We start from the raw sequence: 25,851 nt of genomic DNA on the forward strand, positions 1-25,851 counted from the left end.
CCGATTATGCGTGCCGCAGCGCCGCTTCGGCACGCAAAAGATCGTCCTCGGTGTCGATACCGGGCGGGAACGCGGCGGGACTGAGCGCCACCACGATTCGATGCCCGGCCTCGAGCACGCGCAGCTGCTCGAGGGCCTCGAGCTGCTCCAGCCGCCCCGCCGGCAGGGACCGGAACACACGCAGGAACCCCGCGCGGTAGGCGTACATCCCGATGTGGCGCAGGCAGGGTGCAGCGGGGGGCGCGACGCGGTCGGTCGCGAAGCGATCCCGGTGCCACGGAATGGGAGCGCGGCTGAAATACAGCGCATGGCCGGTGGCATCGGCGACCACCTTCACCGCGTTCGGGTCGAACAGCGTTGCGGTGTCGGTGATCGGGGTGGCGAGAGTGGCCATCGGGGCCGCGCTGGCCGCCAGCGTCGCGGCGACGCAGCGCAACGCTTCGACCGGGGCGAATGGCTCGTCACCCTGCAGGTTGACCACCAGCGCGTCATCCGGCCACCCGCGTTGCTCGGCGCACTCGGCAAGGCGGTCGGTCCCCGACGGATGGTCGGTGCGGGTCATGCACACGTGGACGCCGAGGCCGGCGACCGCCTCGGCGATGCGGGCGTCATCGGTCGCCAGCACGACCTCGGAGGCGCCGGCCGCCAGGGCGCGACGGACGACGTGGCGGACGATGGGCTCGCCGCCCAGCAGGCGCAGCGGCTTGCCGGGGAGGCGCGAAGCGGAGAAACGCGCCGGGACGGCGACGATGAACTCAGGGGTCGACATGGCGGGGCGACTCGCGGAGGCGATGGTCGAGGGCTTCAAGGAACGCGGCAGGGAGGAACGCGGTGACCGGCACTTCCCAAGCATCGGGCAGTCCGAGATCGCGACACTTCACGGCGTCCTTGCCGGTCATCAGCACGGGCGCGCCGCGCAGCCCGGCGAAGTCCGCCGAAGTGAAACGATGGTGGTCGGGGAACGGGTGCTCCATGACGACGAGCCCCTCCTCGCGCAGCGCGGCGAAGAACCGGCCGGGGTGGCCGATCCCGGCGACGGCGTGCACAGGGCCGGCGAAGGTCGACACCGGCCGGCCTGCCGCGCCGACTCCGGCGCCGATGCGGCGAGCCTCGCCCAGCACGAGGCGCATCGGAACATCCCCAGCTTCCGGGGCGCGTCCGTGCACGATACGGACATCCGCGGCGCGCCCCGGAAGCGGCTCGCGCAGCGGACCGGCGGGCATGACGCACCCGTTGCCCAGACCGCGGGCGTCCTGCACTTCGACTTCCAGCGTCCGTCCGAGCCGGAGATGCTGCAGCCCATCATCGGCGACCAGGAGGTCGCAGCCTGCCTCGACCAGCACTCGGGCGGCGGCGACGCGATCGGCGTCGACCACCACCGGCACGCCCGTGGCGCAATGGATCAACAGCGGCTCGTCGCCAACGTCCGCGGCCGAGCAGGCGCCGTCGACACGACGCAACCCTTTCGCGGCCCGCCCGTATCCCCTGCTGAGCACCCCCGGGCGCCACCCGCGTTCGCGGAGGGCGTCGACGAGCGCGATCACCACTGGGGTCTTGCCGGCACCGCCGGCGGTGCGGTTGCCGACCACCACGATGGGAACCCCGAGGCGATGCTGGCGGAACAAGCCGATGCGATACGCCCAACGGCGCAGGCGCATCAAGGCGCCGTAGGCCGAGGCGATGGCGCGGAGCGGCATGCCGGGGGCGACGCCGCCATACCAGCGGGCCTCCAGCGCTTCCTCCAAGGCCCGGCGCACGGACGCCCGAACGTCAGGCATCGCGGAACTGGGCGCGATGCAGCTGGGCATAAAGACCACCGCGCGCCAGCAGGTCGGCGTGCGAGCCTGCCTCGACGATACGACCCGCCTCCATCACGAGCACCTGGTCGGCGCGCTCGATGGTCGATAGCCGGTGCGCGATCACGAAGGTGGTGTGCGTCGGGATGAGCCGCTCCAGCGCCGACTGCACCAAGCGCTCGGATTCGTTGTCCAAAGCGGCGGTCGCCTCGTCGAGGACGAGGATCGGCGCATCCTTCAGCACCGCCCGCGCAATCGCGATCCTCTGGCGCTGCCCCCCGGACAGTTTGTTGCCGTTCTCGCCAATGCGGGTGGCCATGCCATCGGGCAGGCGATCGATGAATTCGCTCGCATTCGCGGCGTCGGCAGCGGCGCGAATCGCCTCGACGGGGGCGTCGCCGGAAGCGCCATAAGCGATGTTCGCGGCGACGCTGTCGTCGAACAGCATCACTTTCTGCCCGACCATGGCGATCTGGCGGCGCAAGGCGGCCAGCGACCAATCGGCGAGGGGGACCCCATCAAGGGTGATGCGACCCTCGCTGGGCTCGTAGAAGCGCGGCAGCAGCCGTGCCAAGGTGGTCTTGCCACTGCCCGAGCGACCAACGATGGCCGTGACCGTTCCAGGCTCGGCGCGCAGCGACACCGCCTCCAGCGCTGCCCGCTCGGCGCCGTCGTAGCGGAGGCCGACCCGCTCGAACACCACGATGCCATGGGCACGCTCCGGCGCGTGGGCGCCGCTGTCGCCCTCCTCCACTTCGTCGAGGAGGCCGAACAGGCGGACCGCCGCAGCGATTCCGCGCTGCACGAGCGCCTGCACGTTCGCGAGCCGCTTGAGCGAAGGGATGAGCACCATCATCGACGTCATGATCGCGACGAACGCACCGGCCGAAAGACGGCCCTTCGACGCCTCCATGCTGGCCACGCCGAGCAGCACCGCCAAGGCGACGGCGCCCAGCAGCTGGATCACCGACGCCGCCGCCGCGCGGGTCGACTCGACCTTCATGTTGAGCAGGAGGTTGGCGTTGGCCAGCAGGCGGTAGCGCGCCACTTCCGCCGACTGCCGGCCATAGACCTTGATGTCCTGCTGGCCGGCCAGGATCTCCTCAGCGCCGGTGGCGAGCTCGCCAACGCCCTCCTGGATGCGTCGGTTGAGACGACGGTAGCGTCCGCTGACGTATGCGGCGATCACGGCGATCAGCGGGACGATGACAGCGATGGCCGCGGTGACGGTGGGACTGTGCCACAGCATCACGCCGACGAGCGCCACCACCGTGAGGGTATCGGTGATCAGCACCTTCAGCGCCTCGGTGCTGGCCTGCGCCACCTGCTCGGTGTCGAAGTTCAGGCGCGAGACCAGCGAGGCCACGGGCTCGCGGTCGAAGCGCGCGCTGGGCAGGCGCAGCATCTTGTCCAGTACCGCCACCCGCAAGTCGCGCACGACGCTGCGGCCGGCGCGGGCCATGCCGTAATCGGTGATGAAGGTGGCGATGCCGCGCAACACGAAGATGCCGATGATGACCAGCGGCAGTTCCCATCGCGCCTCGTCATTCTGCGAGACCAAGGTCTCGTCGATCATCGGCTGCATGAGCGAGGTGAATGCGCCCGCCGCCGCGGCCTCGATGATCATGCCGAGGAAGGCGAGGCCCAGCAGCAGGCGATGCGGCAGGGTCCAGCGCAACAGGCGCTTGTACGTCGACCACCCCGACACGTCCGGAGCCCCCGTTTCGCTCACTCGCCGCCCTCCGGCATCGTGGCGATGGACAGGCGCATGAAACCTGCTTGGCCGAGCGCATCCATGGCGGTGACGACGGCCTGGTGCGGCGCACGCGCATCGGCGCGGAGGACCACGCGGATGGCCGCACGGTCCCCCTCGACGCGCTGCAGGGCAGCGACCAGTGCCGGGCGGTCGTCCTTCGGCAGCTCTGCGGTGCCAAGGTAAAGACGGCCCTCGGCATCCACCACGACGGTCAACGGATCGTCCGAGGCCTCCATGGTCGGCCCCGCCGCCGTCGGCAGTTCGAGGCGGAGCGAGGTCCGAACGTCGAACGTGGTCGTCACCACCAGGAACACGATGATGCAGAAGATGACGTCGATCAGCGAAACGAGGCTGATTTCCGGCTCATCGCCCTCGGTCGCACGTTGCAGCCTCACGCCGCGGCTCCCTTCCCTTTCGCCTTGCCGCTGATGGCATGGTCGTCGATGGCGTCGACGAGGGCGATCGCCTCTTTCTCCATCTCGATGACGAAGCCCGCGACCCGGGCGCGGAACCAGCGATAAGCCACGAGCGACGGAATCGCCACCACGAGGCCTGCCGCCGTCGAGATCAGGGCCTGCCCGATGCCGCCGGCGAGGCGGTTGGCGTCGCCGACGCCGGCTTCGAGGATGCCCATGAACATCGCGATCATGCCGAAGACGGTGCCGAGCAGGCCGAGCAGCGGGGTCACCGCCGCGATCGTGCCCAGCGTCGGCAGGAAGCGCTCGAGGTCGTGCAGGACATGGCGACCCGTGTCCTCGACGCGCTCCTTGATCAGTTCGCGGGAGCGGTGGCGGACGTCCAGGGCCGCGGCGAGCAGCGCGCCCAGCGGCGAGTTGCCGCGGAGGACGTCGATGTGCTTCGGATCGAGTTGGCGGCCACGCGCCCATTGACGCACCTCGTCACCCAAGCCGGGCGGCAGGACCTCCCGGCGACGCAACGTCCAGGCGCGTTCGATCGAGATGCCGATGGCACCCACCGCGAGCAGCAGGATCGGCACCATGACCCATCCACCGGCGATGACCAGTTCAAGCATGGCGAAACCTCATTGGGGGAGCGGACAGCATAGCCGCTCGCGGTGCCCCGCTGCCCCACGAGCGATCCGCGCCACGGGGATTCGCTCACCGCGACGAGGGGAACCACCAGCGCGTCGCGCCATCGCGCAGCGGCCTCGGTCCCGCGGCGTCGGACGAATGCCAGACCAAGGCGCCATCGCGGTCGACGCGATGGAGGTCCCCCGGCCAACGCTGCGAGAGCGCGGGGCCCGGCTCGCGGGTGGCAATGCCGCCGTCGGCTCGCAACGCCATGCGCCAATCAGCGAGCGCTGCCGGACCGCCAAACACCCAATCGGCACCGGAGGGCGCCGCGAGCCGGTGCGCGACCCAGCGGCCGGCGTCGCTCGAAAGCCAAACCACCCGCCCCGAAGTACTGGTCACGCGAAGCACGCAGGAGTCGTCCGCGGACATGCCCGATGCCTCCGGCTGCGGCGAAACCGCCAGGATCTCGACCCCGTCGGCGACCCAGCGACGCCCCGCCACGCAGCGTTCTCCAGGGTCGCCGGGGCCGCCTGAGCCCGACGCCACCCAGCGTTCGCGGGGCCTGAACGCCAGGTCGACGGCGGCACCGCCCCCGACGCGGCCGGCATTGCGACGGGTCTCGATGCGTGCATCGACACGCTCGACACCCGAGGCACGAAGCCGACGGACCAAGTCCGAGGCCGCCGGTCCCGCATCGACCAGCACGTCGTGCGATGCAGTGCGAACCAGCACGGCGTCGCCCCGCGGCAGAACGAAGGCAGCCACCGCGTAGTCGCCGACGGGCGGACGCGGCACTGGCGGAAACAACATCGGCAGGACCAACCCGAGGCCCGCATGGCGCCACGGCAGGCCTCGCGGCAGCAGGGCGATGGCCACGCCCAGCAGGGCCAACGCGAAACGCCAAGCGGGCAACTCGGGCAGCCATCGGCTGGACGCCCAGGCGTCGGGCACGTGGCCCAGCCCCCACCAGAGCCCGTCCATCGCCGAGGCGGCAGCTCGCCACGCCAAGGCCGACAGCGTGTCCGAAAACGGCATCAGCAGGGTGCCCAGCAGGCTCAAGGGCACGACGACGAGGCTGATCCAGGGGATCGCAACGAGATTCGCCAAGGGCCCGGCCAACGGCACCTGCAGAAAGAAGGCCGCGCCGATAGGCAGCAGCCCGAGGGTCGCCACCCATTGTGCCTTGAGGAAGCTCCCGGGGCTCCAAGGATCGGCTGCGCCGGGGAGGCACCACAGCAACCATGCCACTCCGCCACAAGACAGCCAGAAACCCGGGGAGAGCAGCACGAACGGATCGACGACGACCAGCATCGCCATCGCCAGCAGCAGCGGCTGGACAGCGGGGCTGCGCTGTCGCCGGCAGACGACGAGGGCGACCACGCCGACCATCAAGACCGTACGCACGGTGGGAAGGCTGAAGCCCGCCAAGCCCGCGTACGCGGTCGCCACGAGGAACGCCGCGGCCGCCGCGGCCGGCCGGCGACGCACGTGCAGCGCGAGCGTTGGCCACTGCCACCAGCACGCTCGGACGAGCATCACGCCCAACCCCGCGACCATGCCGACATGGAAGCCGGAGATCGCGATGAGGTGGGTCAGGCCGAACTGTCGAAGGCGCTCCCAGTCGCCATCGGAGAGACCCCGCGTGTCCCCCACAGCCAGGGCGGCGACGAAGCGGGCGGGCTCACCCCCCAACGCGCCAGCGATGGTGTCCGAGATCGCGCTGCGCCACGCATGCAGTCCGCGGGGCGGGGCGAGGCGTAGAGGACGGTCTGCGGGGAGCACGACGCCACGCGCATCGATGCCGGCGACCAGCGCGCGGCGGGCTTCGTCGGGGTCGCCGGGATTCAGCGGCCGGGACCACGGCCGCAGCCGCACCGCGAAACGCCAGACCTCCCCGGGCATCGGTGCCTGTCGGGCACCGTGCCACGCGAGTGCGATGCGCCGCGTGGCGAGCGCGTGGAGGGTGTCGGCGCTGGCCCCGGAAGCACGCTCGATGTCGGCCGTGAAGTGCACGCCGTTCGGCCGGACATCGGCCAAGCCCACGATACGGACGTCGAGTCGCAGCGTCGCACCTGCGAGAGCAGACGACGGCCGACGCTCCATCGCCCATCCGCCATGCACCGCGCACAGGCCGGCACCCAAAGCGGCTGCGCCAAGCCATGCCAGCGCGACGCCAACGCCACGGTCGGTGCGCCTGCCTTGGACGAAGACCCAGCGCCCCGTCGCCGATACCGCGAGCGCAGCGACAAGCAGGCCCAGCGCCGCCGGCCATGGCAGCAGGACAGGCGCATGCAGCTGCGCCATCGCACCTGCGCACAACGCGGCGACCCATCCCCCATCCAGCGCGAAAGGGCGTCCTTGCCCGGCGCTCATGTCAGTCCGGGACCCAGGGCTGGAGGCGCCCGCCCTTCAGCTCGAGCACGCGGTCGAGTCGCTGGGCGAGGCGGCGGTCGTGGGTGACCATGACCAGTGCCGTGCCCTGCGCACGGTTGAGCGTGAGCAGCAAATCGAACACGACGCTGGCGGAGCGCTCGTCGAGGTTGCCGGTGGGCTCGTCGCCGAGGACGCAGGACGGCCGCGTCACCAACGCTCGGGCGACCGCGCAGCGCTGCCGCTCGCCACCGGAGAGCTCGCCCGGCTTGTGCGTCAGGCGATGTCCGATGCCGACAGACTCGAGCAGCGCACGGGCCGGGGCTTCAGACTCCCTGGGGGACGTGCCCCGCACGAGCAGCGGGAGCATCACGTTTTCGAGCGCGGTGAACTCGGGCAGCAGGTGGTGGAACTGGTAGATGAATCCGAGCGCGCGATTGCGCAGCCGCCCGCGCGCCGCGTCGTCCAACCCTGCCATCGACTGCCCTTCGACGGCGACTTCGCCCGAGGTCGGTGTATCGAGCCCGCCCAGCAAGTGCAGCAGTGTGCTCTTTCCTGCACCCGAGGCGCCGATGATGGCGACGGTCTCGCCGCGCTTCACGATGAGATCGAGGTCATCGAAGACCGGCGTCTCCAGGGGGCCCTCGCGGTAGGTCTTGGTGAGGCGGCGGGCCTCGAGCACGATCGTCATCGCATCACTCATAGCGCAGAGCCGTGGCCGGATCCGTGCGCGACGCGCGCCAGGCCGGGTAAAGGGTGGCGAGGAAGCTCAGCAACAGCGTCATGCCCGCCACGGCAGCCACGTCAGCCGGGTACACCGCTGTCGGAACGCCGGTGATGTAGTAGACGTCCGGCGGCATCAGGGTGACGCCCAGCAGGCCTTCGAACCAGCGCACCACCGCCCCGAGGTTGACGCCGAGCAGCACGCCGCCGAGCACGCCCAGGGTGGTGCCAACGAGCCCGATCACGCTCCCTTGCACGATAAAAACCCCCATCACCTGACGCGGCGTCAGTCCGAGCGTGCGCAGGATGGCGATGTCGGCCTGCTTCTCCTGGACGAGCATCACCAGCGAGGAGACGAGGTTGAACGAGGCGATCGTCACGACGAGGGACAGCAGCAGGAACATCACGGTGCGCTCGAGCGCCAGCGCGCTGAAGAAGTTCCGGTTGTCGCGCATCCAGTCGCTGGCGACCACCGGCACCGGGAGGCTCGCCGCGAGGTCGTCGGCCACCGTGCCGGCCGTCCACAGGTCGGCCACCCGGATGCGGACGCCACTGACGCCCTCCCCCATCCGCAACAGCCGCTGCGCATCGCCGAGGGCGATGAACGCGAAGCTGCTGTCGGCGGTGTGCTCACCCATCGAGAACGTCCCGATGACGGTGAAGCGCTTCGACCGCGGGATCGCGCCAATCGGCGTGCTGGTGAATTCGTTCAACGTGACGTTGATGCGATCGCCGACCCGCACGCCCAACGCGACGGCGAGCTGGTCGCCCAGCAGGATGCCGAAGCCGCCATCGACGAGGTCGTCGATCGACCCGCTGCGCAGGCGTGTCGCCAATTCCGAGACGCCGCGTTCCTGGTCCGGGCGGATGCCCATGACGAGTCCGGCACTGGTGCGAGCGCCGCTCAGGAGGCCCTCCCTCTGGACGTAGGGCGCGGCGCCGACGACGCGGGCGTCCTGCCTCGCCACATCGACCACCGTCATCCAGTCCTCGAGCGGACCGCCATAGCCTGCCACGGTCACGTGCGCCACCGACCCCAGAAGCCGGTCGCGGATTTCGCGCTGGAAACCGCTCATCACCGCGATCACGGTGATCAGCGCGATGACGCCGACGACGATTCCGAGGATCGACGCGGCGGAGGTGAAACTGATGCGCCGGTCGCGGCGGCGAGCGCGCAGGTAGCGCAGGCCGATCGCCAGCGGAAGGGGTTGGAACATTGGCTAGCCCATCCAGAACTGCGGGAGCGGCGACACCGGCGTCGCCATGCGGTCCCAGCGCCGCAATAGGCGTCGTCCGGGCGCGCACAGGGTATCCGGCCAGAACACCACCGTGGTGCCGCAGCCGGCGAAGCGGATCGTGGTCACGGGCCACTGTTCATGCACTGCGGCCGGCCCTTCCGTCACCGCGCCGCCTGCCGGAAACCAGCGGGCCCGCCGTCCGGGCAGCAGTTCGAGCACGCCAACGGGCTCTCGCCGGACGCGCACCACGCGCCGGAGACCAGCGCCGATCGCCAAGACGACGAGCAGCCACGCCAACGACGTCGGCGCGCCCTCGGCCCAACGCGTCGCCAACAGGGAGGCGGCGACACAAGGCCAAAACACGACGGTCATCGCCGCGTGGCAACGCGAGGGCCGCCACTCAAGGCGGCAGGGTGAGCAATCGATCGACGAATCCAGCAATGGCGGGGTCCTCCGGCCGCTCTCGGCCCATGCACCATCGCCACAGGATGTCGTCTTCGGTGTCCAGTAGCCGCAGGAAAAGCGCCCGATCGCCGTCGGAAGCCGTCGCGAATGCGCGGTCAAGGAAGCGCTCCATCAGCTGGTCGAGCTCGCGCATGCCGCGGCGACAGCGCCACCTCAGGCGCTTTATCTCGACGGGATCGACGTCGGCCATGGTCGGGAAGCCCTGCGCCGTCGGAGCGTCAGAGCGCACCGGCCCAGTGCAGGCCGAGCTGGATCCAGAGGAACAGCAGGGCCGCGCAGCCGGCGACGAAGGCGTGGAAACGGCGCATCACCTTGTTCCGGCCGCAGGCCTCGATGGCCATGACCAGGCGCGCGCCGACGAAGGCCCAAGCCATCAGCAGCACGCCGACGCTTGCCACGCCGGTCTGCATGCCGGCGAGGCAGGCGGCGAAAAACAGCACCGGCGTCTCGAACAGATTGCGGAAGTGGTCCGCTGCCCGGGTGTCCTCGATCACCTCCGCCATCTGCTTCGCCGACGCCACTGCCTGCGGATGGATGTGGCGGCGCTTCATCTCGGGGATGCGGGTGAGGAACAGCCTCACGGCCACGCCGAACACCAGTGCGACCATCGCCAGCATCGGCCACGCGAGCGACGAGGCGGAGAGCATCAGGCGCCCCGGCGCGCCAGCATCAGCTTCTTGATCTCGGCGATCGCCTTGGCGGGATTCAGGCCCTTCGGGCAGGTCCGCGCGCAGTTCATGATCGTGTGGCAGCGGTAGAGCTTGAACGGGTCCTCCAGGTCATCCAGGCGCGCGCCCGTGTCCTCGTCGCGCGAATCGATGATCCAGCGGTAGGCCTGCAGCAGGATGGCCGGGCCGAGGTAGCGGTCGCCGTTCCACCAGTAGCTCGGGCAGCTCGTGCTGCAGCAGGCGCAGAGGATGCATTCGTACAGGCCGTCGAGCTTCTTGCGGTCCTCCGGGGACTGCAGTCGCTCGCCGCTGGCCGGCGCGGCACTCTGGGTGCGCATCCACGGGCGGATGGACGCGTACTGCGCGTAGAAGTGCGTCAGGTCCGGAACCAGGTCCTTGATCACCGGCATGTGCGGCAACGGGTAGATCGGCACGTCCTTCTTGCCGCACTCGTCGATGGCCTTGGTGCAGGCCAGCGTGTTCGTGCCGTCGATGTTCATCGCGCACGAACCGCAGATGCCCTCGCGGCAGGAGCGACGGAAGGTCAGCGTCGGATCGATCTCGTTCTTGATCTTGATCAGCGCGTCCAGGACCATCGGGCCGCAGCTGTCGAGGTCGACGTCGTAGGTGTCGACGCTGGGGTTGTTCCCGTCGTCCGGGTTCCAGCGGTAGACCTTGAAACTGCGGACGTTCTTCGCCCCGGCCGGCGCGGGGAAATGCTTGCCCTTGCCGATCTTCGAATTCTGCGGAAGAGAGAATTCAGCCATTGCTTATGACCTCGGGTCAGTGTTGCCCGGCACGGCGCGTGATGTTGCGCATCCAGCCGCCGGAAAGGACGAAACGGGGGAAGGTGATGAACTGCTCGGCGAACACGCGCTTCAGGAAGTCGCCCGGGCCGTCGAAGGGCACGGGCGGCACCGGCTCGCGCCGGTGGCCAAGGCCCTGGACCAGGAACGCGGCCACGACGAAGGCCAGCGACGCGGCGACGCCGACGAGGCTGAGCGCGATGAGGTTGAGCAGCACTCCGAGGGCGCCGGCGACGAACGCGGGCACCGCGTAGAGGTGCAACCACAGGTTGAGCTTGTCCTGGTGGCGCTCCGCGTAATCGCGGAACTGCCACGCCAGCAAGCCGCCTTCGCGCCCGGCGCCCATGTCAGTACTTGCGCGCCTTGGGCGGAATGGACTGCACGGCGTCGGTCTGGGTGTTGAGGTGCACCGGACGGTAGTCGATGCGCGTCCCGCCCTTCTCGTCGATCCAGCACAGCGTGTGCTTCATCCACTCGGCGTCGTTGCGGTCCGGGAAGTCCTCGCGGGCGTGGGCGCCGCGCGATTCCTTGCGGTTTTCCGCCGAGACGATCGTGACCACGGCCTGGGAGAGCAGGTTCTGCAGCTCGAGCGTCTCGATGAGGTCGGAGTTCCAGACCAGCGAGCGGTCGCTGACCTTGACGTCCTCGAAGCTCTTGAAGGCCTGCTGGATCTTCGACACGCCCTGCTGCAGGGTCTCGCCGGTGCGGAACACCGCGGCGTCGTTCTGCATGATGCGCTGCATGTTGAGGCGGATGTCGGCCGTCGGCGTGCCGCCCTTGGCGAAGCGCAGCTTGTCGAGGTTGGCGAGCGACTTATCCAGCGCGTCGGAGGCGAGGCGCTTGTGCGGCTGGCCTGGCTTGATCGTCTCGGCGCAGCGGTTCGCCACGGCGCGGCCGAACACCACGAGGTCGAGCAGCGAGTTCGAGCCGAGGCGGTTGGCGCCGTGCACCGACACGCAGGCGGCCTCGCCGATCGAGTACAGGCCCGGCACCACGGCATCCGGGTTGCCGTCCTTGAGGGTGACGACTTCGCCGTGGTAGTTCGTCTGCAGGCCGCCCATGTTGTAGTGGACGGTCGGCAGCACCGGGATCGGCTGCTTCTCGACGTCGACGCCGGCGAAGATCTTGGCCGTCTCGGCGATGCCGGGCAGGCGCTCGTGGATGACCTTCGGATCGAGGTGGGTCAGGTCGAGGTGGATGTGGTCGCCGTTGGCGCCCACGCCGCGGCCTTCGCGGATCTCGATGGTCATCGAGCGGCTGACCATGTCGCGCGGGGCGAGGTCCTTGACGCTCGGGGCGTAGCGCTCCATGAAACGCTCGCCCTGCGCGTTGCGGAGGATACCGCCTTCGCCGCGCACGCCTTCGGTGATCAGGCAGCCCGCGCCGTAGATCCCGGTCGGGTGGAACTGCACGAACTCCATGTCCTGCAGCGGCAGGCCGGCGCGCAGCGCCATGCCGCCGCCGTCGCCGGTGCAGGTGTGCGCCGAGGTGGCCGAGAAGTACGCGCGGCCGTAGCCGCCGGTGGCCAGCACCACGCCGTGGGCGCGGAACACGTGGATCGTGCCTTCGGCCATGTCGAGGGCGATCACGCCGCGGCACACGCCCTCCTCGTCCATGATCAGGTCGAGGGCGAAGTATTCGATGAAAAAGCGCGCGTCATGCGCAAGCGACTGCTGGTACAGCGTGTGCAGGATGGCGTGGCCGGTGCGGTCGGCGGCGGCGCAGGTGCGCTGGGCCGGCGGACCCTCGCCGTAGCGGGTGGTCATGCCACCGAACGGGCGCTGGTAGATCTTGCCTTCCTCGGTGCGCGAGAAAGGCACGCCGTAGTGCTCGAGCTCGATGATGGCCGGGATGGCCTCGCGGCACATGTATTCGATGGCGTCCTGGTCGCCCAGCCAGTCCGAGCCCTTCACGGTGTCGAAGAAGTGGTAGCGCCAGTCGTCCTCGCCCATGTTGGCGAGTGCGGCGGAAATACCGCCCTGCGCCGCGACGGTGTGGGAACGGGTCGGGAAGACCTTCGAGATGCAGGCGGTCTGCAGGCCCTTGGCGGCAAGGCCGAAGGTGGCGCGGAGGCCGGCGCCGCCTGCACCGACGACGACCATGTCGTACTGGTGCTCGGTGATCTTGTACGCGCTGGGCGTGTTCGGAGTCGTCATGGGAGGCTCAGGCGGTAAAGGCGATGCGGCCAATGGCCACGACGGAGGCGATGGCCGCGAGCGCGTAGGCAAACTTCACGAGGAGCTGCAGCGCGATCTCGAGCCAAGGGGTGTGGATGTAGTCCTCGATGACCACCTGCAGGCCGACGCGCGCGTGCCACGTCACCGCGAGCACGAAGGCCAGCATCAGCGTGGCGTTCATCGGCTCGGCGAGATAGGCGCGCGCGTTCGCGTGGTCGAGGCCGATCAGCGAGACGGTCGTCACGACGAACCATGGCACGAGGAACAGGAGGGCGGCCGCCGAAACGCGCTGCGCCCACCAATGGGCAACGCCCTCCTTCGCGCTGCCAAGGCCGCGGGCGACGGCCCAGGGATGGCGGAGGCGGCTCACGCGGCACCCCCGACGTTGACACCGACGTACCAGAGGCCGGCCGTGAGGACGATCGCCAGGCCGATGACGAGATAGCCGGAGCGGTACACCGCCGGGATCTCGAAACCTTTGCCCATGTCCCAGCCGAGGTGCCGCACGCCGTTGAGCAGGTGGTAGACGAGCGTCGCGCCGAACACGAACAGCGCCGCCTTGCCGGGCAGGGATCCGGCGACGGCGGCGAACTGGGCATAAGCGGCCTCGCCGCTGGCGAGGGCAACCAGCCACCAGGCGACCAGCAGCACGCCAACCGCGTTGGCGACCCCCGTCGCGCGATGCGCGATGGACATCATCGACGTGATCTGCGGCCGGTAGTACGGCCCGATCATGAAAGGGGACAAGGGGCGTTGTGGCGTGGCCATGGGCTGCGCTCGATCTCGGGTGTCGGTTGGGGGCCGCGTCCTGCGGTCAGAAGTCGATGCAGCGGCCGTTCTTTTCCCAATCGCCGTAGCGGGTGGGTTCCGGGCCATCGCGGCCACCGACCTCGGCCGGCGTGCCGGCTCCGGTGGCGGCCGAAGGCATCGCGCCGTGCGCCTCCGCCTCGGCATGCGGGAATTCAGGCCGACTCTCGTCAGGATCGAGGTCGCCTAGAATGTGCGTCTGCGGAAGCATCCGTGGATGTTAAGCACCCGTTCCCCGACGTTCAAGCACGGCCCCGTGAAATCCACTGAACACGCCCTCATCGGCGACATCTCCTTGCTGGCCATCCAGGGGCCCGACGCAGAGGCTTTCGCGCAGTCACAAACCATGAACGACGTGCTCGCGCTGCGCCCCGGCCACTGGCACTGGAACGGCTGGCTCAGCGCCAAGGGCCGCGTGCTCGCGCTGTTTCCGCTGGTACGGGTCGGCGCCGGCGAGCTTTTGCTGCTCGTGCTGGACGAACCGGCACAAGCCCTGCAAGACGACCTGCGGCGGTTCGTGTTCCGAAGCAAAGTGCGCCTTGCGGTCCGGAACGACCTCGGCACCTTCGCCGAGCCCATGGGCGCCGCGGTGTCCTTCGACGCCCCTGATCGCATCACGGGCACGCCGGATGGAAGCCTGTACCTCGACATGGGATCGGCGCACGCCCCCCGCGTGCTCCGGATCGCCGCACGAGGAGACCACGCGATCGACGGCGACGCGACGCGCCTATGGCGCGAGACGGACCTTCGTCACGGCGTGCCGCGGTGGCGAAGCGGCCGCGAGCACGGCTGGACGCCGCACATGCTGTCACTGGATCGCCTCAAGGCCTTCAGCACGCGGAAAGGCTGTTATCCGGGCCAGGAGATCGTCGCGCGCACGCACTTTCTCGGCCAGTCGAAACGACAGGCGTGGTGGCTGGACGGCACCGGACTCTCGCCCGGGCAGGCGGTGGCGGACCCGGACGGCCGGGTGGCCGGGGAAGTGGTCGAGGCCACCCTCGACGGTCGTGGCGCCCTGGCGGTCGCGGCCCTGCCTGCTCCCGGCCCGCTGGTGGCGGGCGGCCACCCGGCGCTCGCGAGCGCCCCCTGGGGCGGCCTTGCGCGCCCGATCTGATGAAAAGCTCTAGACTGGCGAACGGCGTACGTGCCGCCGGGGGGCGGCACGACGCAGGTGTTTCCAGGAGGCGGTTAGAAATGTCGAAAGTGTTCCACGGCGCATGGGGCGCCGTTCTCGCGGCTGGCCTGCTGGCCGGCTTTCCCGCGACGGCCAGCGCGGCGACCTACACCTTGACCGTCGAGCCCAACTATCCCGCAGCGCAGATCCGCGAGGTCTACGGCCCGCTGGTGGCCTACCTCAACCGATCCACGGGGCATCGGTTTACCGTGCGGTCGGCGGCCAACTTCAACGAACACTGGCGCGAGCTGCGCTCGGGCGCGAAGGTCGACTTCGTGTTCGAGGAAGGCCATTTCTTCGACTACCGGCGGCAACGGAGCAGCGCCATCGGCATCGCGCGCACGCAGGAGGACTCCGCGTTCGTCATCGCCGTGGCCGACCCCGCCATCGCGGCCGAAGGCCGGGACGGCATCGTCGGACGCACCGTCGCCAGCCTGGGCGCGCCCAACCTGGCCTACGTCCTGGTCTTCGACGCCTTCCGCAATCCCCTGGCCCAACCCGAAGTGCGCGCCGTGAGCAGCAAGTGGTCTGACGGTCCCGACCTTGTGTTCTCGGGGGACGTGGAGGGCACCCTCCTGCCCGCCTACATGGCCAGCGAGAATCCGGCCCTGACCGAAATCTGGCGCAGCCGCGCGGTGCCTGGACGCGTCTTCAGCGCCTCGCCGGAACTCCCGCAGGACGTACGACAGAAGGTGGCCGAGGCCCTGCTGAAGCTGCACGAGGATGGCGAGGCCTACGCCGTCATGACCGAGCTTCGCACCGAACGTCTCGTCGGCCCCGACGACAGCGCCTACAGCGGCCTCGAGCGGCTGCTGGTCAATTCCTTCGGCTACGTCGCGCCGGCGGCCCCTGCTGCTGCGCCGACCGAGCCTCTCCCGGAAGCCCCCGCGCCCGCCAACTGAGGTGGACTAACCCGCGACGGCCCTCAGGGGCAGCGGAAGAAAATCAGCGCACCGGCGTTCTGCGTCGCCGCCCTGCCGAGGCTGATGACGCCGGAGCGCCTCAGCTTCACCTCGTCGCGGTGAACCCGCTGCTCGTCGTCTCCCTCGATCCGGAAGAAGCTGCCGTTGGTCGACCGGTCGACGAGGACGTATTGGCCGCGCTGGAACTCGATGACGGCATGGCTGCGGCTGACGCAGTCCGACTCGACGACGACGACACACCCCGGATCACGGCCGAGCGTCAGCGGCGGCGAACTCGGCGTCAGCTCGATCGTGCGGCCCTTGAACTCGAGGATCAGCCGGTGGTCGGGTGCCTGTTCGCTGCCGAGGCCCAGCGCGTTCTGCACCATCGTCATGCCGGCCGGATTGTCCTGCCAGACGATGTCGACGATGTCGATGGCCTGGCGCTTGCCGGACACCTGGGCCGTGCCGAGCGGACGCAAAGGCGCGTGCTTCAGCCCTGACACCGTCGATGCCGTCGTGACGATCTGCCCCCGGCCCGCCAGCTTCGCCATGCGCGCCGCGGTATTGACGGAATCGCCGTAGACGTCGCCGTCGTCCTCGAGGAGGCAGTCGCCGTGGTGCAGACCAATGCGGATCGCCAAATGGTTGGCGATGCAGGACGGATCCGCCGACACGTGGCGCTGCATCGCCATGGCGGCATCGACGCCGTCCCTCGCTGTCGGGAAGGCGCACATGAGCTCATCGCCGATGGTCTTGATGACCCGCCCGTCGTGCTTGCGGCAGGCCACCGAGAGGCTTTCGAGGATTCGCGCGATCAACTGCCGGGCGATCACGTCACCGCGCTGCTCGAACAGCTTCGTGCTGCCACTGACGTCGGCGAAAAGCACGGTGAGGGGAACGGAATGCGGCATCGGGCGGATTCCTTGGTAGCACGCGCCTCGCTCAGGCCAAGGTGCCCGCGGCGGCGACGACGTCGGCCTCGGACGGCAACACGAGGAAGGCCGCGCCGGCCAGCGGGGTGTAGGTGTCGGCGCCACAGACGCGGGCCAGCGGGGTGGCACCCAAGCCGCCCTCGACCAGTGCGGTGATGATGCCTTCGCCCACGCCAGCGCTGCGGCGGCCCTCGTCGACGACCAGGACGCGCTTCGCGGTCCGCGCCTGCTCGACGATGAAGGCCGCGTTGAGCGGCAGCAGCCAGCGCAGGTCGATCACGCGGACCTTCCAGCCCTGGGCGGTCTCGATCTGCCGCGCAGCCTTGAGGCTCATCGGCACGCCGTTGCCGAAGGTGAAGACGACCAGATCGTCGCCCTCCCCGTAGACCTTGCCCTCGCCCACCGGGATGGCGCGGTCCGGCGCCGGGTATTCGGTCAGCCACAGGCCGTCGCCGGCCTCGTGCAGGTCCTTCGTCATATAGGTGGCGATCGGCTCGAGGAAGGCGCAGACGCGCCCATCGACGCGGGCCAGGGCCATCATCGTCCGCAGCATCATCGCCGCGTCGTCGCCGCGGCTCGGGCACCCGACGACGAGGCCCGGGATGTCGCGCAGCGCCGTCACCGAGTTGTCGTTGTGGAAGTGCCCACCGAAGCCGCGCTGGTAGCCGAGGCCGGCGATGCGCACCACCATCGGGTTGCGGTACTGGCCGTTCGAGAAGAACTGCAGCGAGCAGGCCTCGCCGCGGATCTGGTCGCAGGCGTTGTGGAAGTAGGCGAGGTACTGGATCTCCGGCACCGGGATCATGCCGAGGTTGGCGTAGCCCTGCGCGAGGCCGAGGATGATGGTCTCGTCGAGCAGCGTGTTGAACACGCGCGCCGGGCCGAACGCCTTGTGCAGGCCCTTGGTCACCGTGTACACGCCGCCCTTCTGCGCGACGTCCTCGCCGAACAGCAGGGTCTCCGGGTACTTGGCGAACAGGTCGTGCAGGGCCTGGTTGATCTGGATGGCCAGGTGCTTGGCCGGCTGCTTCTCGGGCAGCCTTGCCTCGCCGCCGAAGGCCTTCAGGCGAGCCTCCGCATAGTCGTTGCGCGTCGCCTCGCGGTGCACGAGCTCCGGATGGTGCGGGGCCAGCGGCGCGATGATCTCCTCGAGGGTCCCGATCTTCGGGCGGCGGTCGGCTTCCTCGGCGGCGGCGAAGCACTTCGCGCGGAAGGACTCGTAGTACGCCAGCAGCTGGTCCTTCGACATCAGCCCCGACATCAGCGCGATCTCGGCGGAGCGCAGCAGCGGGTCGCTCGCCTCCACCTGCACGAGCTCGTCGATCGAGCGCCACTCGATCTCGAAGTCGGTGCCGGCGTGGCCCATGATCCGCGTGGTCTTGAGGTGCAGGAACGTCGGGCGGCGCGTGCGTCGGCAGTGCTCGACGGCAGCGGCCACCTGCCCGTAGCCGGCGGCGAGGTCGAGGCCGTCGGCGAAGAAGTAGTCGAGGCCGTGCATGTTCCGGTAGCGGTCCGCCACCCAGCCCGTCGGCGTCTTCACCGAGATGCCGATGCCGTTGTCCTCGCAGACGTAAAGCACCGGCGCCGGCAGCTTCTGGTGCGCCGTCCACGCGGCGGCGTTGAAGGCCGTCTGCGCGGTGGCGTGGTTGCTGCTGGCATCGCCGAACGAGCAGATCGCGATCGAATCCTCGGGGATCGGCAGCGCGTGGCCGATGCGGCGGGCCTGCTCGATGGCGATCGCGGTGCCCAGCGCCTTCGGCAGGTGCGAGGCGATCGTCGAGGTCTGCGGCAGCACCCACAACGGTTTCGAACCCCAGACCTTGTGGCGGCCGCCCGAGGCCGGGTCGTCCTTGCTGGCGGCGAAGCTCAGCGCCGAATCCATGATCGGGTCCATGCCGGGCAGCTTGCGGAAGCGCTCGGCCATGAAGCCGCCCGAACGGTAGTGCAGGAAGGCGGGATCGGTGTGGCGCGTCGCTCGCGCGACCATCGCGTTGCCCTCGTGGCCGGAGGACCCGATGGTGTAGAAGACCTTGTTCTGCACGCGCAGCACGCGGGCCATCAGGTCGAGGTGGCGGCTGATCAGCTGCGACTCGAACAGGTGCAGGAAGTCTGCCGCCGTGAGCGTGGCACCGGGCAGCACCGCCCCCCCTGCCGACGGCGCCGCGTGGACCGGGCCGTCCCAGGCCTTCACGAACTCACTGAAATTCTGGTCGCAGATTTCGGCGCGATTGAGGCCGCGCATGCGGGCGGGGACCGGACGGGGGATCGCGGGAGCGTAGAGAGCGGACATGGCGCGGAAGAAGCTCGGGGAAACGTCGATTGTAGGCGTGCCGTAGGCGCCGCGTGATGGAGCTGAGCGGCCTGACGTCTCTTGCCCCTTGCCACTCCGGCGCCGCCCGCTGCGCCGGAGCGACAGGGCTTACGACCGAACCTGACCTGGCAAAGCCCGCCGGCGGGAGAGCCACTCCGCCCGGGTCTGCCCCCAGATCTCGACCGGCACGTCCTCGAACGGCGGCGGCAGTGTGCCGGGGCCGCGCCTCCGCGACCCCAGCCGCTGGGCCACCTTCTGCGAGCGAATGTTGTTCGGATCGATGCAGTGGATGGCGTCGTCCCATCCCAGCGTCTCGAAGGCCCAGTCCCGGGCCGCGAGGCCCGCCTCCACGGCGAACCCCTGCCCCCAGGCGTCGGGATGGAACGCGTAGCCGATCTCGTTGCCGGGCCAGCCCTCGGGACGCCACGGCCCCATCTGGCCCAGCCAGCGGCCGCTGGATTTCTCGACCACGCTGAACATCGCGAAGCCCTGCAGCAGCCACGCGCCGGGCATCTGCAGGAACTTCCGCCAGGCCGGCGCGCGCAGGAGGGTACCGCCGATGAAGCGTGCGGCCTCCTCGCTGGCGAGCATCTCGGCGTAGCGGCCGAAGTCCGCCAATACCGGCACGCGCAACTGCAGCCGCTCCGTCTCCAGCGTCGGTCCCAGTTCGGCCATCGTCGTTCCCCGGATGGCACTCGGGCCCGTTGCCGGGCCCGAGGGATCAGAACGCGTTGATACCGGTCAGCTCGCGTCCGACCACCAGCTGGTGCACCGTCTCGGTGCCCTCGTAGGTGATGACCGACTCGAGGTTCAGCGCGTGGCGGATCGGGCAGTACTCGGTGGTGATGCCCGAGCCGCCGAGCAGGTCGCGCGCCTCGCGGGCGATGTCCAGTGCCATGCGCACGTTGTTCCACTTCGCCAAGCTGACCTGCGTGGGCTGCATGGTGCCGGCGTCCTTCAGGCGGCCGAGCTGCAGGGAGAGCAGCTGCGCCAGCGTGATGCGGCGGGCCATGTCGGCCATCTTGACCTGCGCGCTCTGGTTGGCCGACACCGGACGGCCGAACAGGATGCGCTCCTTGGTGTAGTTCACGACTTCCGTCAGGCAGGCCTGCGCGGCGCCGATCGGGCCCCACGTGATGCCGTAGCGGGCCTGGGTGAGGCAGCCCAGTGGGCCCTTCAGGCCCTTGACGTTCGGCAGGCGCTGGCTGTCCGGGATGCGGACGTTGTCGAAGAACAGGGCGCTGGTGACCGAGGCGCGCAGGCTCATCTTGCGGTGGATCTCCTGGGCGGTGAAGCCCTTGGTGTCCGTCGGCACGATGAAGCCCTGGATGCCGTCGTCGGTCTGCGCCCAGACGATGGCGATGTGCGCCAGGTTGCCGTTGGTGATCCACATCTTGGCGCCGTTGATGACCCAATCACCGCCGTCCTTCTTGGCGGTGGTCTTCATGTTGGCCGGGTCGGAGCCGCCGTGCGGTTCGGTCAGGCCGAAGCAGCCGATGATCTCGGCCTTCGCCATGCCCGGCAGGTAGCGCTGGCGCTGCTCCTCGCTGCCGTAGGCGTAGATCGGGTACATGCACAGCGAGCTCTGCACCGATACGAAGCTGCGGATGCCGGAATCGCCGCGCTCGAGTTCCTGGCAGATCAGGCCGTAGCTGACGGCGTTGAGGCCGGCGCAGCCGTACTGCTCCGGCAGCGACGAGCCCAGCAGGCCCATCGACGCGATCTCCGGCACCAGCTCCTTCGGGAAGCGGCCCTGGTCGAAGCAGTCGCCGATGATCGGGATGACCTTCTCGTCGGTGAAGCGGGCGACGGCGTCCTGGACGGCGCGCTCTTCCTCGGACAGCAGCGAACGGATGTCGAACAGATCGGTCGGATTCAGGGGCATGGCGGAGGCTCGCTGGGAATGGGAAGAGGCCGGAAAACCGGCCTCTTCGGGACCCGTGGATTGTAGCCCAGCCGGCCCGGGGCCTGCCGCTCCGGGGTGACGGCGGCGTGCGCTCAGCCCGGCGTTCCGGCGACCGGCGCCGGGTTGGCGACGATGATCACGCCGTCCTTGATGGGCAGGCGCTCGCCCGGCTTGTCGACGGTCCGCACCGTGCCGCTCTGGCCCTCGTAGGTCCAGCGCACGTCGTAGCCGATGACCTTGTCGCGCTCGCCGAGCTGGATCGTGTCGCCGGGCTTCTCGTCGAGGCGCAGGTTCTTCACCTCGCCGTCCAGCGCGTACTGCACGTCGTAGCCCACGACCTCTTCACGCGGCTCGCTGACCGTGCGGCAGTCCTGCACCGTCTCGTTGTAGCGGCGCCCGCCGGTGTGGTTGCGGTCGATCTCGCGGCCGGCGTAACCGCCGGCCACGGCGCCCGCGACCGTCGCGACGTCGCGGCCGCGGCCGCCCCCCACCTGGTTGCCGAGCAGGCCGCCGACGAGCGCCCCGACCACCATGCCGTCCTTGTCGCCGAAGCGCTCCTGGGCGCGGCGCTCGACGACGCGGTCTTCGCACACCTGGCGCGTGCCCGTCACGGTCTCCTTGATGGGCGTGGCCGCCAGCACGTTGGCGAGGATGGGCTCCTTCACCGTGATGGGATCGGCCGAGACGACGTCGGCATACGTCGGGCCGAAGACGTTGTAGGCGCCCACGGCCGCACCGGCCGCAAGGACGACGCCAATGGCGATGAGGGTCTTGGTGTTCATGGCATTCCCCGAGGTGGACAGCGCAGACGTGCGCCGAGCCAGACGATGCCGCGGCCAAACTGAACAACGGCCGAAAATGTCAACGGATGTGATCCTCGCGGAGCGGTATCGTTGGCCCCTCTTCACCGGAGCTCGGCCATGCGTTCCTTCCTGATCGGTCCCCTGCTGCAGTTCGCCGCGACGCTGCGCTTCAAATGGCTGTTCCTCACCACGCTGGCGCTGTTTGTGGTCACGCTGTTCATCCCCGATCCGTTCCCGTTCGCCGACGAAATCCTGTTCGGCCTCGCGACGCTTGTCCTGTCGCAGTGGAAGAAGCGCGGCGAGCCTCAAGTCGGTGAGGCGTCGACGGCGCCCGACCCGGCCGTGATCGACCTGCCCCGCGACCAGGTGCGCCGCGAGGGCTGAGTGAGGCTCTACGACAGCCACAGCCACTTCGACGCGCCGGAGTTCGATGCCGACCGCGAGGCTGCCCTAGCGCGCGCAGAGGCCGTCGGCGTCGGCCACCAGTTGGTGCCGGCCGTGGCGTTCCGCACCTGGCCCGCGTTGAAAGACACCTGCGCCCTGCGGCCGGGCCTGAAGGCGGCCTACGGCCTGCATCCGATGTACCTCGACGAGCATCGGCCGGCGCATCTCGACGCCCTGCCCGACTGGATCGAGCGCGAACGGCCCGCCGCCGTCGGCGAGTGCGGGCTGGATTTCTTCGTCGACGGCCTCGACCCGGACACGCAGCGGTTCTATTTCACGCGACAGCTGGAGATCGCCCGCGACTTCCGCCTCCCCGTGGTGCTCCATGCCCGGCGCGCGGTGGACGAGGTGATCGCCACGATCCGCCGCGTTGGCGGGCTGTGTGGCGTGGTGCACAGCTGGTCGGGCAGCGAGGAACAAGCGGCGCAGCTCTACCGGCTCGGCTTCTCGTTGGGCATCGGCGGCCCAGTCACTTTCGAACGCGCCCAACGCCTGCGCCGCACCGTAGCGACCATGCCGCTCGAACACCTGCTGCTCGAGACCGACAGCCCCGACCAGCCGGACGCGACGCGGCGCGGCCAGCGCAACGAGCCCGCCTTCCTCGTCGACGTGCTGCGCGAGGTGGCCCGGCTTCGTGGCGAGGACGAATCGGTGGTCGCCGAAGCGACGCGACGCAACGCGGAAGCACTGTTCGGCGCCTGAACCGAAAAGCGCCGAGCGAGCGGCAAGTGCGTGGTTCCTCAGTCTGCTTTCTTCAACAGCATCTCGATGGCCTTGCCGGCCGCGACGAAGGCGAAGGTGCCGGTGAGGTGCGTCGCCGCCCCGAGCCCGGTGCCGCAGTCCAGCTTCAGGGCCGCATCGGGATCAAGCGAGGGCCGCACGCCGCACACCGAGCCGTCGGCTTGCGGGTAGCGCACGTTCTCGAGCGAGTAGACGGCCGGCACGCCGAAGTAGCGGTCCTTGTTCTTCGGGAAGTTGAACTCGCCGCGCAGCTTCTTCCGGACGAGGGCGAGCAGGGCATCGTGCTCGGTGCGCGAGAGGTCGCGAACGCGGACCAGCGTCGGGTCGATCCGCCCGCCGGCCGAGCCCACGACCACGATCGGCTGCTTGCGGCGCCGGCAGAACGCGATGGTCTCGACCTTGGCGCGGAAGCTGTCGAAGGCGTCGAGCACCAGGTCGAAGCCGCCATCGAGCTGTTCCGCGAGGTTGGCGGGGGTGACGAAATCCGCGACCGCGCGAACGTCCAGCGCAGGATTGATGCGACGGAACCGTTCGGCCAGCACCTCGACCTTCGACCGGCCGTACTCGCCGTCCAGCGCATGCAACTGGCGATTCGTGTTCGATACGCACAGGTCGTCCGCATCGATGAGCGTGAGCCGGCCGATGCCGCTCCGCGCCAGCGCCTCGGCGGCCCACGAGCCGACGCCACCGAGGCCGATCACGGCGACGTGCTTCCGGGCGAGGCGCGCGGTGGTGCCGGCGCCGTAGAGGCGGTCAATGCCGGCGAAACGGGGGTCGGGCGTCGCGGCGGGCGCGACGGTCGGCGAAGCGTCGGGGCGGAAAGTCATTTCTCCAGTGTAAGCGGCGCCACCGCAGGCTTCGACGCGACGGCTCGCGTTCAGTTCAAGCGCACTAGCGTTCCCGCCACACCCCCCACGGGACATCCGCCATGACGACGACCCGCCCCATCCCGCGCCCCGCGCTCGCCCTCGGTCTCATCGCCGCCGCCGTCCTCTCGGCCTGCAGCACTCAGCCCACCACGCGCCGCTACGCGCAGTACGAGCCGGCGCCCTACCAGGAGCCCCAGCGCTGTTACGACTGCGGCACCGTGGAGACCATCGTCCGCGTCTATGGCGCGCGGGAGAACACCCGCACGGGTGCCGTGATCGGTGGCGTGCTCGGCGCCATTGTCGGCCGCGAGCTGGCCGACGACAGCAGCAAGGGCCGCCGCAATACCGCCACCGTCGCCGGCGCCGCGGCCGGCGCGCTCGCCGGCAACGCCATCGAGAACCGGGCCAACGAGGAAAGCTTCGACGTCACCGTCCGCATGGACGATGGCCGCCGCCTCACCGTCAACGTCACGTCCCTGCCAAGCGGCGTCCGCTCCGGCGCCTACGTGCGCTACGACGGCCGCCGGTTGCAGGCCCTGCGCTGACGTCCTGCTATCGTTCCGCCGCCGGCAGGTCGCCGGCGTCGGAATGGAGCGGAATGAAATGCGCAGCGTGGTGACCCTGATCATCGGACTGTTCGTGGGCGCCATGCTCACGGTCATCGCCCTCAACAGCCTGAAGAAGGGAACGGCCTACCCGAACGGCGTGATGGCGGTGATGTCCGCGCAGATGGGCCAGCTCGACGCCCGCGTCAAGGCCAAGGCCTGCGCCGCGCCGGATCTCGAAGCCCACCTCGGCACGCTCGTCGCCTTGGGCAACGACCTCGAGCCTGCCTTCTTGCCGACACCCGACGACGAAGCCTTCAGCCGGTATGCATCCGACTACCGCGCGGCAGTCGACGCGGCCCTGGCGGCCACCCCCGCCGACTGCGATGCGGCGTCGCAGTCGCTGAACGCCATCAGCGCCACGTGCAAGGCCTGCCACCAGCAGTTCAAGGGCTGAGCCTCTCCCGCACGCCTGGCCACCAACCCGCAATTGCCTCGGCGACCGCGCGCGGCTCGCGCATCCAGGCGAAATGGTCGGCGGCCACGCCAAGGCGCGCGGCGTCGAGAACGGCCTCGCTCGCCGAGCGAGTCCCGGTGGCGGCAACCAGCGCGTGCAGCGACGCCGCCGGAACGAGCCGATCGTCGGCGAGACGCAGGCCGAGGAATGGCATCCGCAGCGCGGCGATCCTTTCGCCCAGCCGCTCGGGCAGCCCCGGCAGTCCGTCGTAGTGGCCGCGGCGTACGGTTTGCGCCCAATCCCGCATCAGCTGCCCGGCCTCGCGGCCCGCGAAACCGAGGCGATGCCCCGGATAGCTGCCGAAAGCTCGCGTCAGCGGTGGCAGGACGTGCCCGAAGCCGCCGACCAGCCAGCGGAGCGGTGCGGGGAATAGCCGCCAGTGCGGCACGCCGCTGCCGACGGCGATGAGCCCATCGGCGCCACCGTGCAGGGCCGCCGCGATAACCGCGAACTGCGCACCGATGCTGTGGCCGCCGTACAGCAGCGGCAAGCCGGGATGCGCCGCCGCCAGTGCCGCCCGGCTGGCCGGGATGTCCTCCAGCAGCAAATCCCGGTAGCCCCAGTCCGCGCGGCGCGACGGTCTCGCCGGGTGGGTTCCGGTACCGCGCCACTCGTGGACGCCGAGGGCGAATCCGCGTTCGGCCAAGGCCGTCGACAGTCGTTCGTACTTGCGCGCGGGAACGCCCAGCGCAGGGAGCCACAGCAGGGCGGCGATCGGAGATGCAGGCATGGCCGCGAGGATCGCCGAAAGCCCCCGCCGGCGTCACGCGACGCCGCCCGGCCCCACACGGCCGTGCCGCACCTCGCAAAACTGCGTTACCGCGTCGGAGGACTGCCCGACCTTGCGCTACTCTCGTCGGTCAG

At 69.7% G+C, this 25,851-nt stretch carries 30 protein-coding genes; 6 read left to right on the forward strand and 24 right to left on the reverse strand.

From position 1 onward, the window contains the following. Positions 1 to 4: 4 nt before the first annotated feature. The 17 genes from kdsB to ACYVAK_RS09910 all read right to left on the reverse strand — a co-directional run bounded on the left by kdsB (position 5) and on the right by ACYVAK_RS09910 (position 14,051). A complete protein-coding gene (kdsB, locus tag ACYVAK_RS09830; protein WP_461060354.1) occupies positions 5 to 769 on the reverse strand; it encodes a 3-deoxy-manno-octulosonate cytidylyltransferase in 765 nt (254 codons plus the stop codon). Then, positions 756 to 1,778, reverse strand: coding sequence for a tetraacyldisaccharide 4'-kinase (gene lpxK, locus ACYVAK_RS09835; protein WP_461060356.1), 1,023 nt, complete (start codon positions 1,776 to 1,778; stop codon positions 756 to 758). The genes kdsB and lpxK overlap by 14 nt, the downstream gene beginning before the upstream one ends. Further along, complete coding sequence (gene msbA, locus ACYVAK_RS09840) at positions 1,771 to 3,528, reverse strand: lipid A export permease/ATP-binding protein MsbA (RefSeq protein ID WP_461060358.1); 1,758 nt, start codon at positions 3,526 to 3,528, stop codon at positions 1,771 to 1,773. The genes lpxK and msbA overlap by 8 nt, the downstream gene beginning before the upstream one ends. Beyond that, positions 3,525 to 3,947: an ExbD/TolR family protein gene (locus ACYVAK_RS09845; RefSeq protein ID WP_461060360.1), complete on the reverse strand. Its 423-nt coding sequence runs from the start codon at positions 3,945 to 3,947 to the stop codon at positions 3,525 to 3,527. The genes msbA and ACYVAK_RS09845 overlap by 4 nt, the downstream gene beginning before the upstream one ends. Next, a complete protein-coding gene (locus ACYVAK_RS09850) occupies positions 3,944 to 4,585 on the reverse strand; it encodes a MotA/TolQ/ExbB proton channel family protein (RefSeq protein WP_461060362.1) in 642 nt (213 codons plus the stop codon). Before ACYVAK_RS09850 ends, ACYVAK_RS09845 begins: the two co-directional genes overlap by 4 nt. 85 nt (positions 4,586 to 4,670) lie before the next feature. Beyond that, a complete protein-coding gene (locus ACYVAK_RS09855) occupies positions 4,671 to 6,959 on the reverse strand; it encodes a ComEC/Rec2 family competence protein (RefSeq protein WP_461060364.1) in 2,289 nt (762 codons plus the stop codon). Position 6,960: 1 nt separating this feature from the next. After that, positions 6,961 to 7,659: a lipoprotein-releasing ABC transporter ATP-binding protein LolD gene (gene lolD, locus ACYVAK_RS09860; RefSeq protein ID WP_461060366.1), complete on the reverse strand. Its 699-nt coding sequence runs from the start codon at positions 7,657 to 7,659 to the stop codon at positions 6,961 to 6,963. Next, positions 7,652 to 8,896: a lipoprotein-releasing ABC transporter permease subunit gene (locus tag ACYVAK_RS09865; RefSeq protein ID WP_461060368.1), complete on the reverse strand. Its 1,245-nt coding sequence runs from the start codon at positions 8,894 to 8,896 to the stop codon at positions 7,652 to 7,654. Before ACYVAK_RS09865 ends, lolD begins: the two co-directional genes overlap by 8 nt. A gap of 3 nt (positions 8,897 to 8,899) precedes the next feature. Beyond that, on the reverse strand, positions 8,900 to 9,289 hold the full coding sequence (locus ACYVAK_RS09870; RefSeq protein WP_461060370.1) for a hypothetical protein: 390 nt from the start codon (positions 9,287 to 9,289) through the stop codon (positions 8,900 to 8,902). 28 nt (positions 9,290 to 9,317) lie between these two features. Beyond that, positions 9,318 to 9,572: an FAD assembly factor SdhE gene (locus ACYVAK_RS09875; RefSeq protein WP_461060372.1), complete on the reverse strand. Its 255-nt coding sequence runs from the start codon at positions 9,570 to 9,572 to the stop codon at positions 9,318 to 9,320. A 28-nt stretch (positions 9,573 to 9,600) separates the two neighbouring features. Beyond that, positions 9,601 to 10,029, reverse strand: a complete 429-nt coding sequence (locus ACYVAK_RS09880; RefSeq protein ID WP_461060374.1) for an MAPEG family protein — start codon at positions 10,027 to 10,029, stop codon at positions 9,601 to 9,603. Continuing rightward, entirely contained in the window at positions 10,029 to 10,817 is a 789-nt protein-coding gene (locus ACYVAK_RS09885; RefSeq protein WP_461060376.1) for a succinate dehydrogenase iron-sulfur subunit, read from the reverse strand. The genes ACYVAK_RS09880 and ACYVAK_RS09885 overlap by 1 nt, the downstream gene beginning before the upstream one ends. Positions 10,818 to 10,833: 16 nt before the next feature. After that, positions 10,834 to 11,202, reverse strand: a complete 369-nt coding sequence (locus ACYVAK_RS09890; protein ID WP_460890953.1) for a DUF962 domain-containing protein — start codon at positions 11,200 to 11,202, stop codon at positions 10,834 to 10,836. A gap of 1 nt (position 11,203) precedes the next feature. Then, the gene (sdhA, locus tag ACYVAK_RS09895) at positions 11,204 to 13,012 is read right to left on the reverse strand and encodes a succinate dehydrogenase flavoprotein subunit (RefSeq protein WP_461060378.1); all 1,809 of its coding nucleotides are present in this window, start codon (positions 13,010 to 13,012) and stop codon (positions 11,204 to 11,206) included. A 7-nt stretch (positions 13,013 to 13,019) separates the two neighbouring features. Next, complete coding sequence (gene sdhD / locus ACYVAK_RS09900) at positions 13,020 to 13,403, reverse strand: succinate dehydrogenase, hydrophobic membrane anchor protein (protein ID WP_461060380.1); 384 nt, start codon at positions 13,401 to 13,403, stop codon at positions 13,020 to 13,022. Beyond that, positions 13,400 to 13,801 (reverse strand): succinate dehydrogenase, cytochrome b556 subunit, encoded by a 402-nt coding sequence (sdhC, locus tag ACYVAK_RS09905; protein WP_461060382.1) that lies wholly within the window; start codon positions 13,799 to 13,801, stop codon positions 13,400 to 13,402. Before sdhC ends, sdhD begins: the two co-directional genes overlap by 4 nt. 46 nt (positions 13,802 to 13,847) lie before the next feature. After that, complete coding sequence (locus ACYVAK_RS09910) at positions 13,848 to 14,051, reverse strand: DUF1674 domain-containing protein (RefSeq protein WP_461060384.1); 204 nt, start codon at positions 14,049 to 14,051, stop codon at positions 13,848 to 13,850. A gap of 45 nt (positions 14,052 to 14,096) precedes the next feature. Here ACYVAK_RS09910 and ygfZ point away from each other — a divergent pair, with 45 nt between their 5' ends. Together ygfZ and ACYVAK_RS09920 are read left to right on the forward strand one after the other, a co-directional pair. Further along, on the forward strand, positions 14,097 to 14,954 hold the full coding sequence (gene ygfZ, locus ACYVAK_RS09915) for a CAF17-like 4Fe-4S cluster assembly/insertion protein YgfZ (RefSeq protein ID WP_461060386.1): 858 nt from the start codon (positions 14,097 to 14,099) through the stop codon (positions 14,952 to 14,954). Positions 14,955 to 15,034: 80 nt separating this feature from the next. Further along, positions 15,035 to 15,916, forward strand: coding sequence for a phosphate/phosphite/phosphonate ABC transporter substrate-binding protein (locus ACYVAK_RS09920; RefSeq protein WP_461060388.1), 882 nt, complete (start codon positions 15,035 to 15,037; stop codon positions 15,914 to 15,916). Positions 15,917 to 15,939: 23 nt separating this feature from the next. Here ACYVAK_RS09920 and ACYVAK_RS09925 read toward each other — a convergent pair whose 3' ends face one another. The 5 genes from ACYVAK_RS09925 to ACYVAK_RS09945 form a co-directional block, all read right to left on the reverse strand. Then, positions 15,940 to 16,830: an adenylate/guanylate cyclase domain-containing protein gene (locus ACYVAK_RS09925; protein ID WP_461060390.1), complete on the reverse strand. Its 891-nt coding sequence runs from the start codon at positions 16,828 to 16,830 to the stop codon at positions 15,940 to 15,942. Positions 16,831 to 16,861: 31 nt separating this feature from the next. Beyond that, positions 16,862 to 19,093 carry a thiamine pyrophosphate-dependent enzyme gene (locus ACYVAK_RS09930; protein ID WP_461060392.1) on the reverse strand — a complete coding sequence of 744 codons (2,232 nt, stop codon included), beginning with the start codon at positions 19,091 to 19,093 and terminating at the stop codon, positions 16,862 to 16,864. Between the two features lie 177 nt (positions 19,094 to 19,270). Next, a complete protein-coding gene (locus ACYVAK_RS09935; protein ID WP_461060394.1) occupies positions 19,271 to 19,837 on the reverse strand; it encodes a GNAT family N-acetyltransferase in 567 nt (188 codons plus the stop codon). A 46-nt stretch (positions 19,838 to 19,883) separates the two neighbouring features. Next, on the reverse strand, positions 19,884 to 21,047 hold the full coding sequence (locus ACYVAK_RS09940; RefSeq protein WP_461060396.1) for an acyl-CoA dehydrogenase family protein: 1,164 nt from the start codon (positions 21,045 to 21,047) through the stop codon (positions 19,884 to 19,886). 113 nt (positions 21,048 to 21,160) lie between these two features. Then, entirely contained in the window at positions 21,161 to 21,850 is a 690-nt protein-coding gene (locus tag ACYVAK_RS09945) for a glycine zipper 2TM domain-containing protein (RefSeq protein ID WP_461060398.1), read from the reverse strand. A gap of 138 nt (positions 21,851 to 21,988) precedes the next feature. On the opposite strand from ACYVAK_RS09945, the gene ACYVAK_RS09950 reads away from it, so the two are divergent. Both ACYVAK_RS09950 and ACYVAK_RS09955 read left to right on the forward strand, forming a co-directional pair. Then, complete coding sequence (locus ACYVAK_RS09950; RefSeq protein WP_461060400.1) at positions 21,989 to 22,255, forward strand: DUF6116 family protein; 267 nt, start codon at positions 21,989 to 21,991, stop codon at positions 22,253 to 22,255. Continuing rightward, positions 22,256 to 23,017 (forward strand): TatD family hydrolase, encoded by a 762-nt coding sequence (locus tag ACYVAK_RS09955; RefSeq protein ID WP_461060402.1) that lies wholly within the window; start codon positions 22,256 to 22,258, stop codon positions 23,015 to 23,017. Between the two features lie 38 nt (positions 23,018 to 23,055). On the opposite strand, the gene ACYVAK_RS09960 is transcribed toward ACYVAK_RS09955, so the two are convergent. Continuing rightward, the gene (locus tag ACYVAK_RS09960; RefSeq protein ID WP_461060404.1) at positions 23,056 to 23,883 is read right to left on the reverse strand and encodes a tRNA threonylcarbamoyladenosine dehydratase; all 828 of its coding nucleotides are present in this window, start codon (positions 23,881 to 23,883) and stop codon (positions 23,056 to 23,058) included. A gap of 119 nt (positions 23,884 to 24,002) precedes the next feature. Between ACYVAK_RS09960 and ACYVAK_RS09965 the strand changes: the two genes are divergently transcribed. Then, positions 24,003 to 24,470 (forward strand): glycine zipper 2TM domain-containing protein, encoded by a 468-nt coding sequence (locus tag ACYVAK_RS09965; RefSeq protein WP_461060560.1) that lies wholly within the window; start codon positions 24,003 to 24,005, stop codon positions 24,468 to 24,470. Between the two features lie 58 nt (positions 24,471 to 24,528). Continuing rightward, the gene (locus tag ACYVAK_RS09970) at positions 24,529 to 24,927 is read left to right on the forward strand and encodes a hypothetical protein (RefSeq protein WP_461060406.1); all 399 of its coding nucleotides are present in this window, start codon (positions 24,529 to 24,531) and stop codon (positions 24,925 to 24,927) included. Here the strand turns inward: ACYVAK_RS09970 and ACYVAK_RS09975 are convergent. Beyond that, a complete protein-coding gene (locus ACYVAK_RS09975; RefSeq protein WP_461060408.1) occupies positions 24,917 to 25,717 on the reverse strand; it encodes an alpha/beta hydrolase family protein in 801 nt (266 codons plus the stop codon). The genes ACYVAK_RS09970 and ACYVAK_RS09975 overlap by 11 nt on opposite strands. Positions 25,718 to 25,851 lie beyond the last annotated feature (134 nt).

The organism is Silanimonas algicola, from assembly GCF_054777375.1.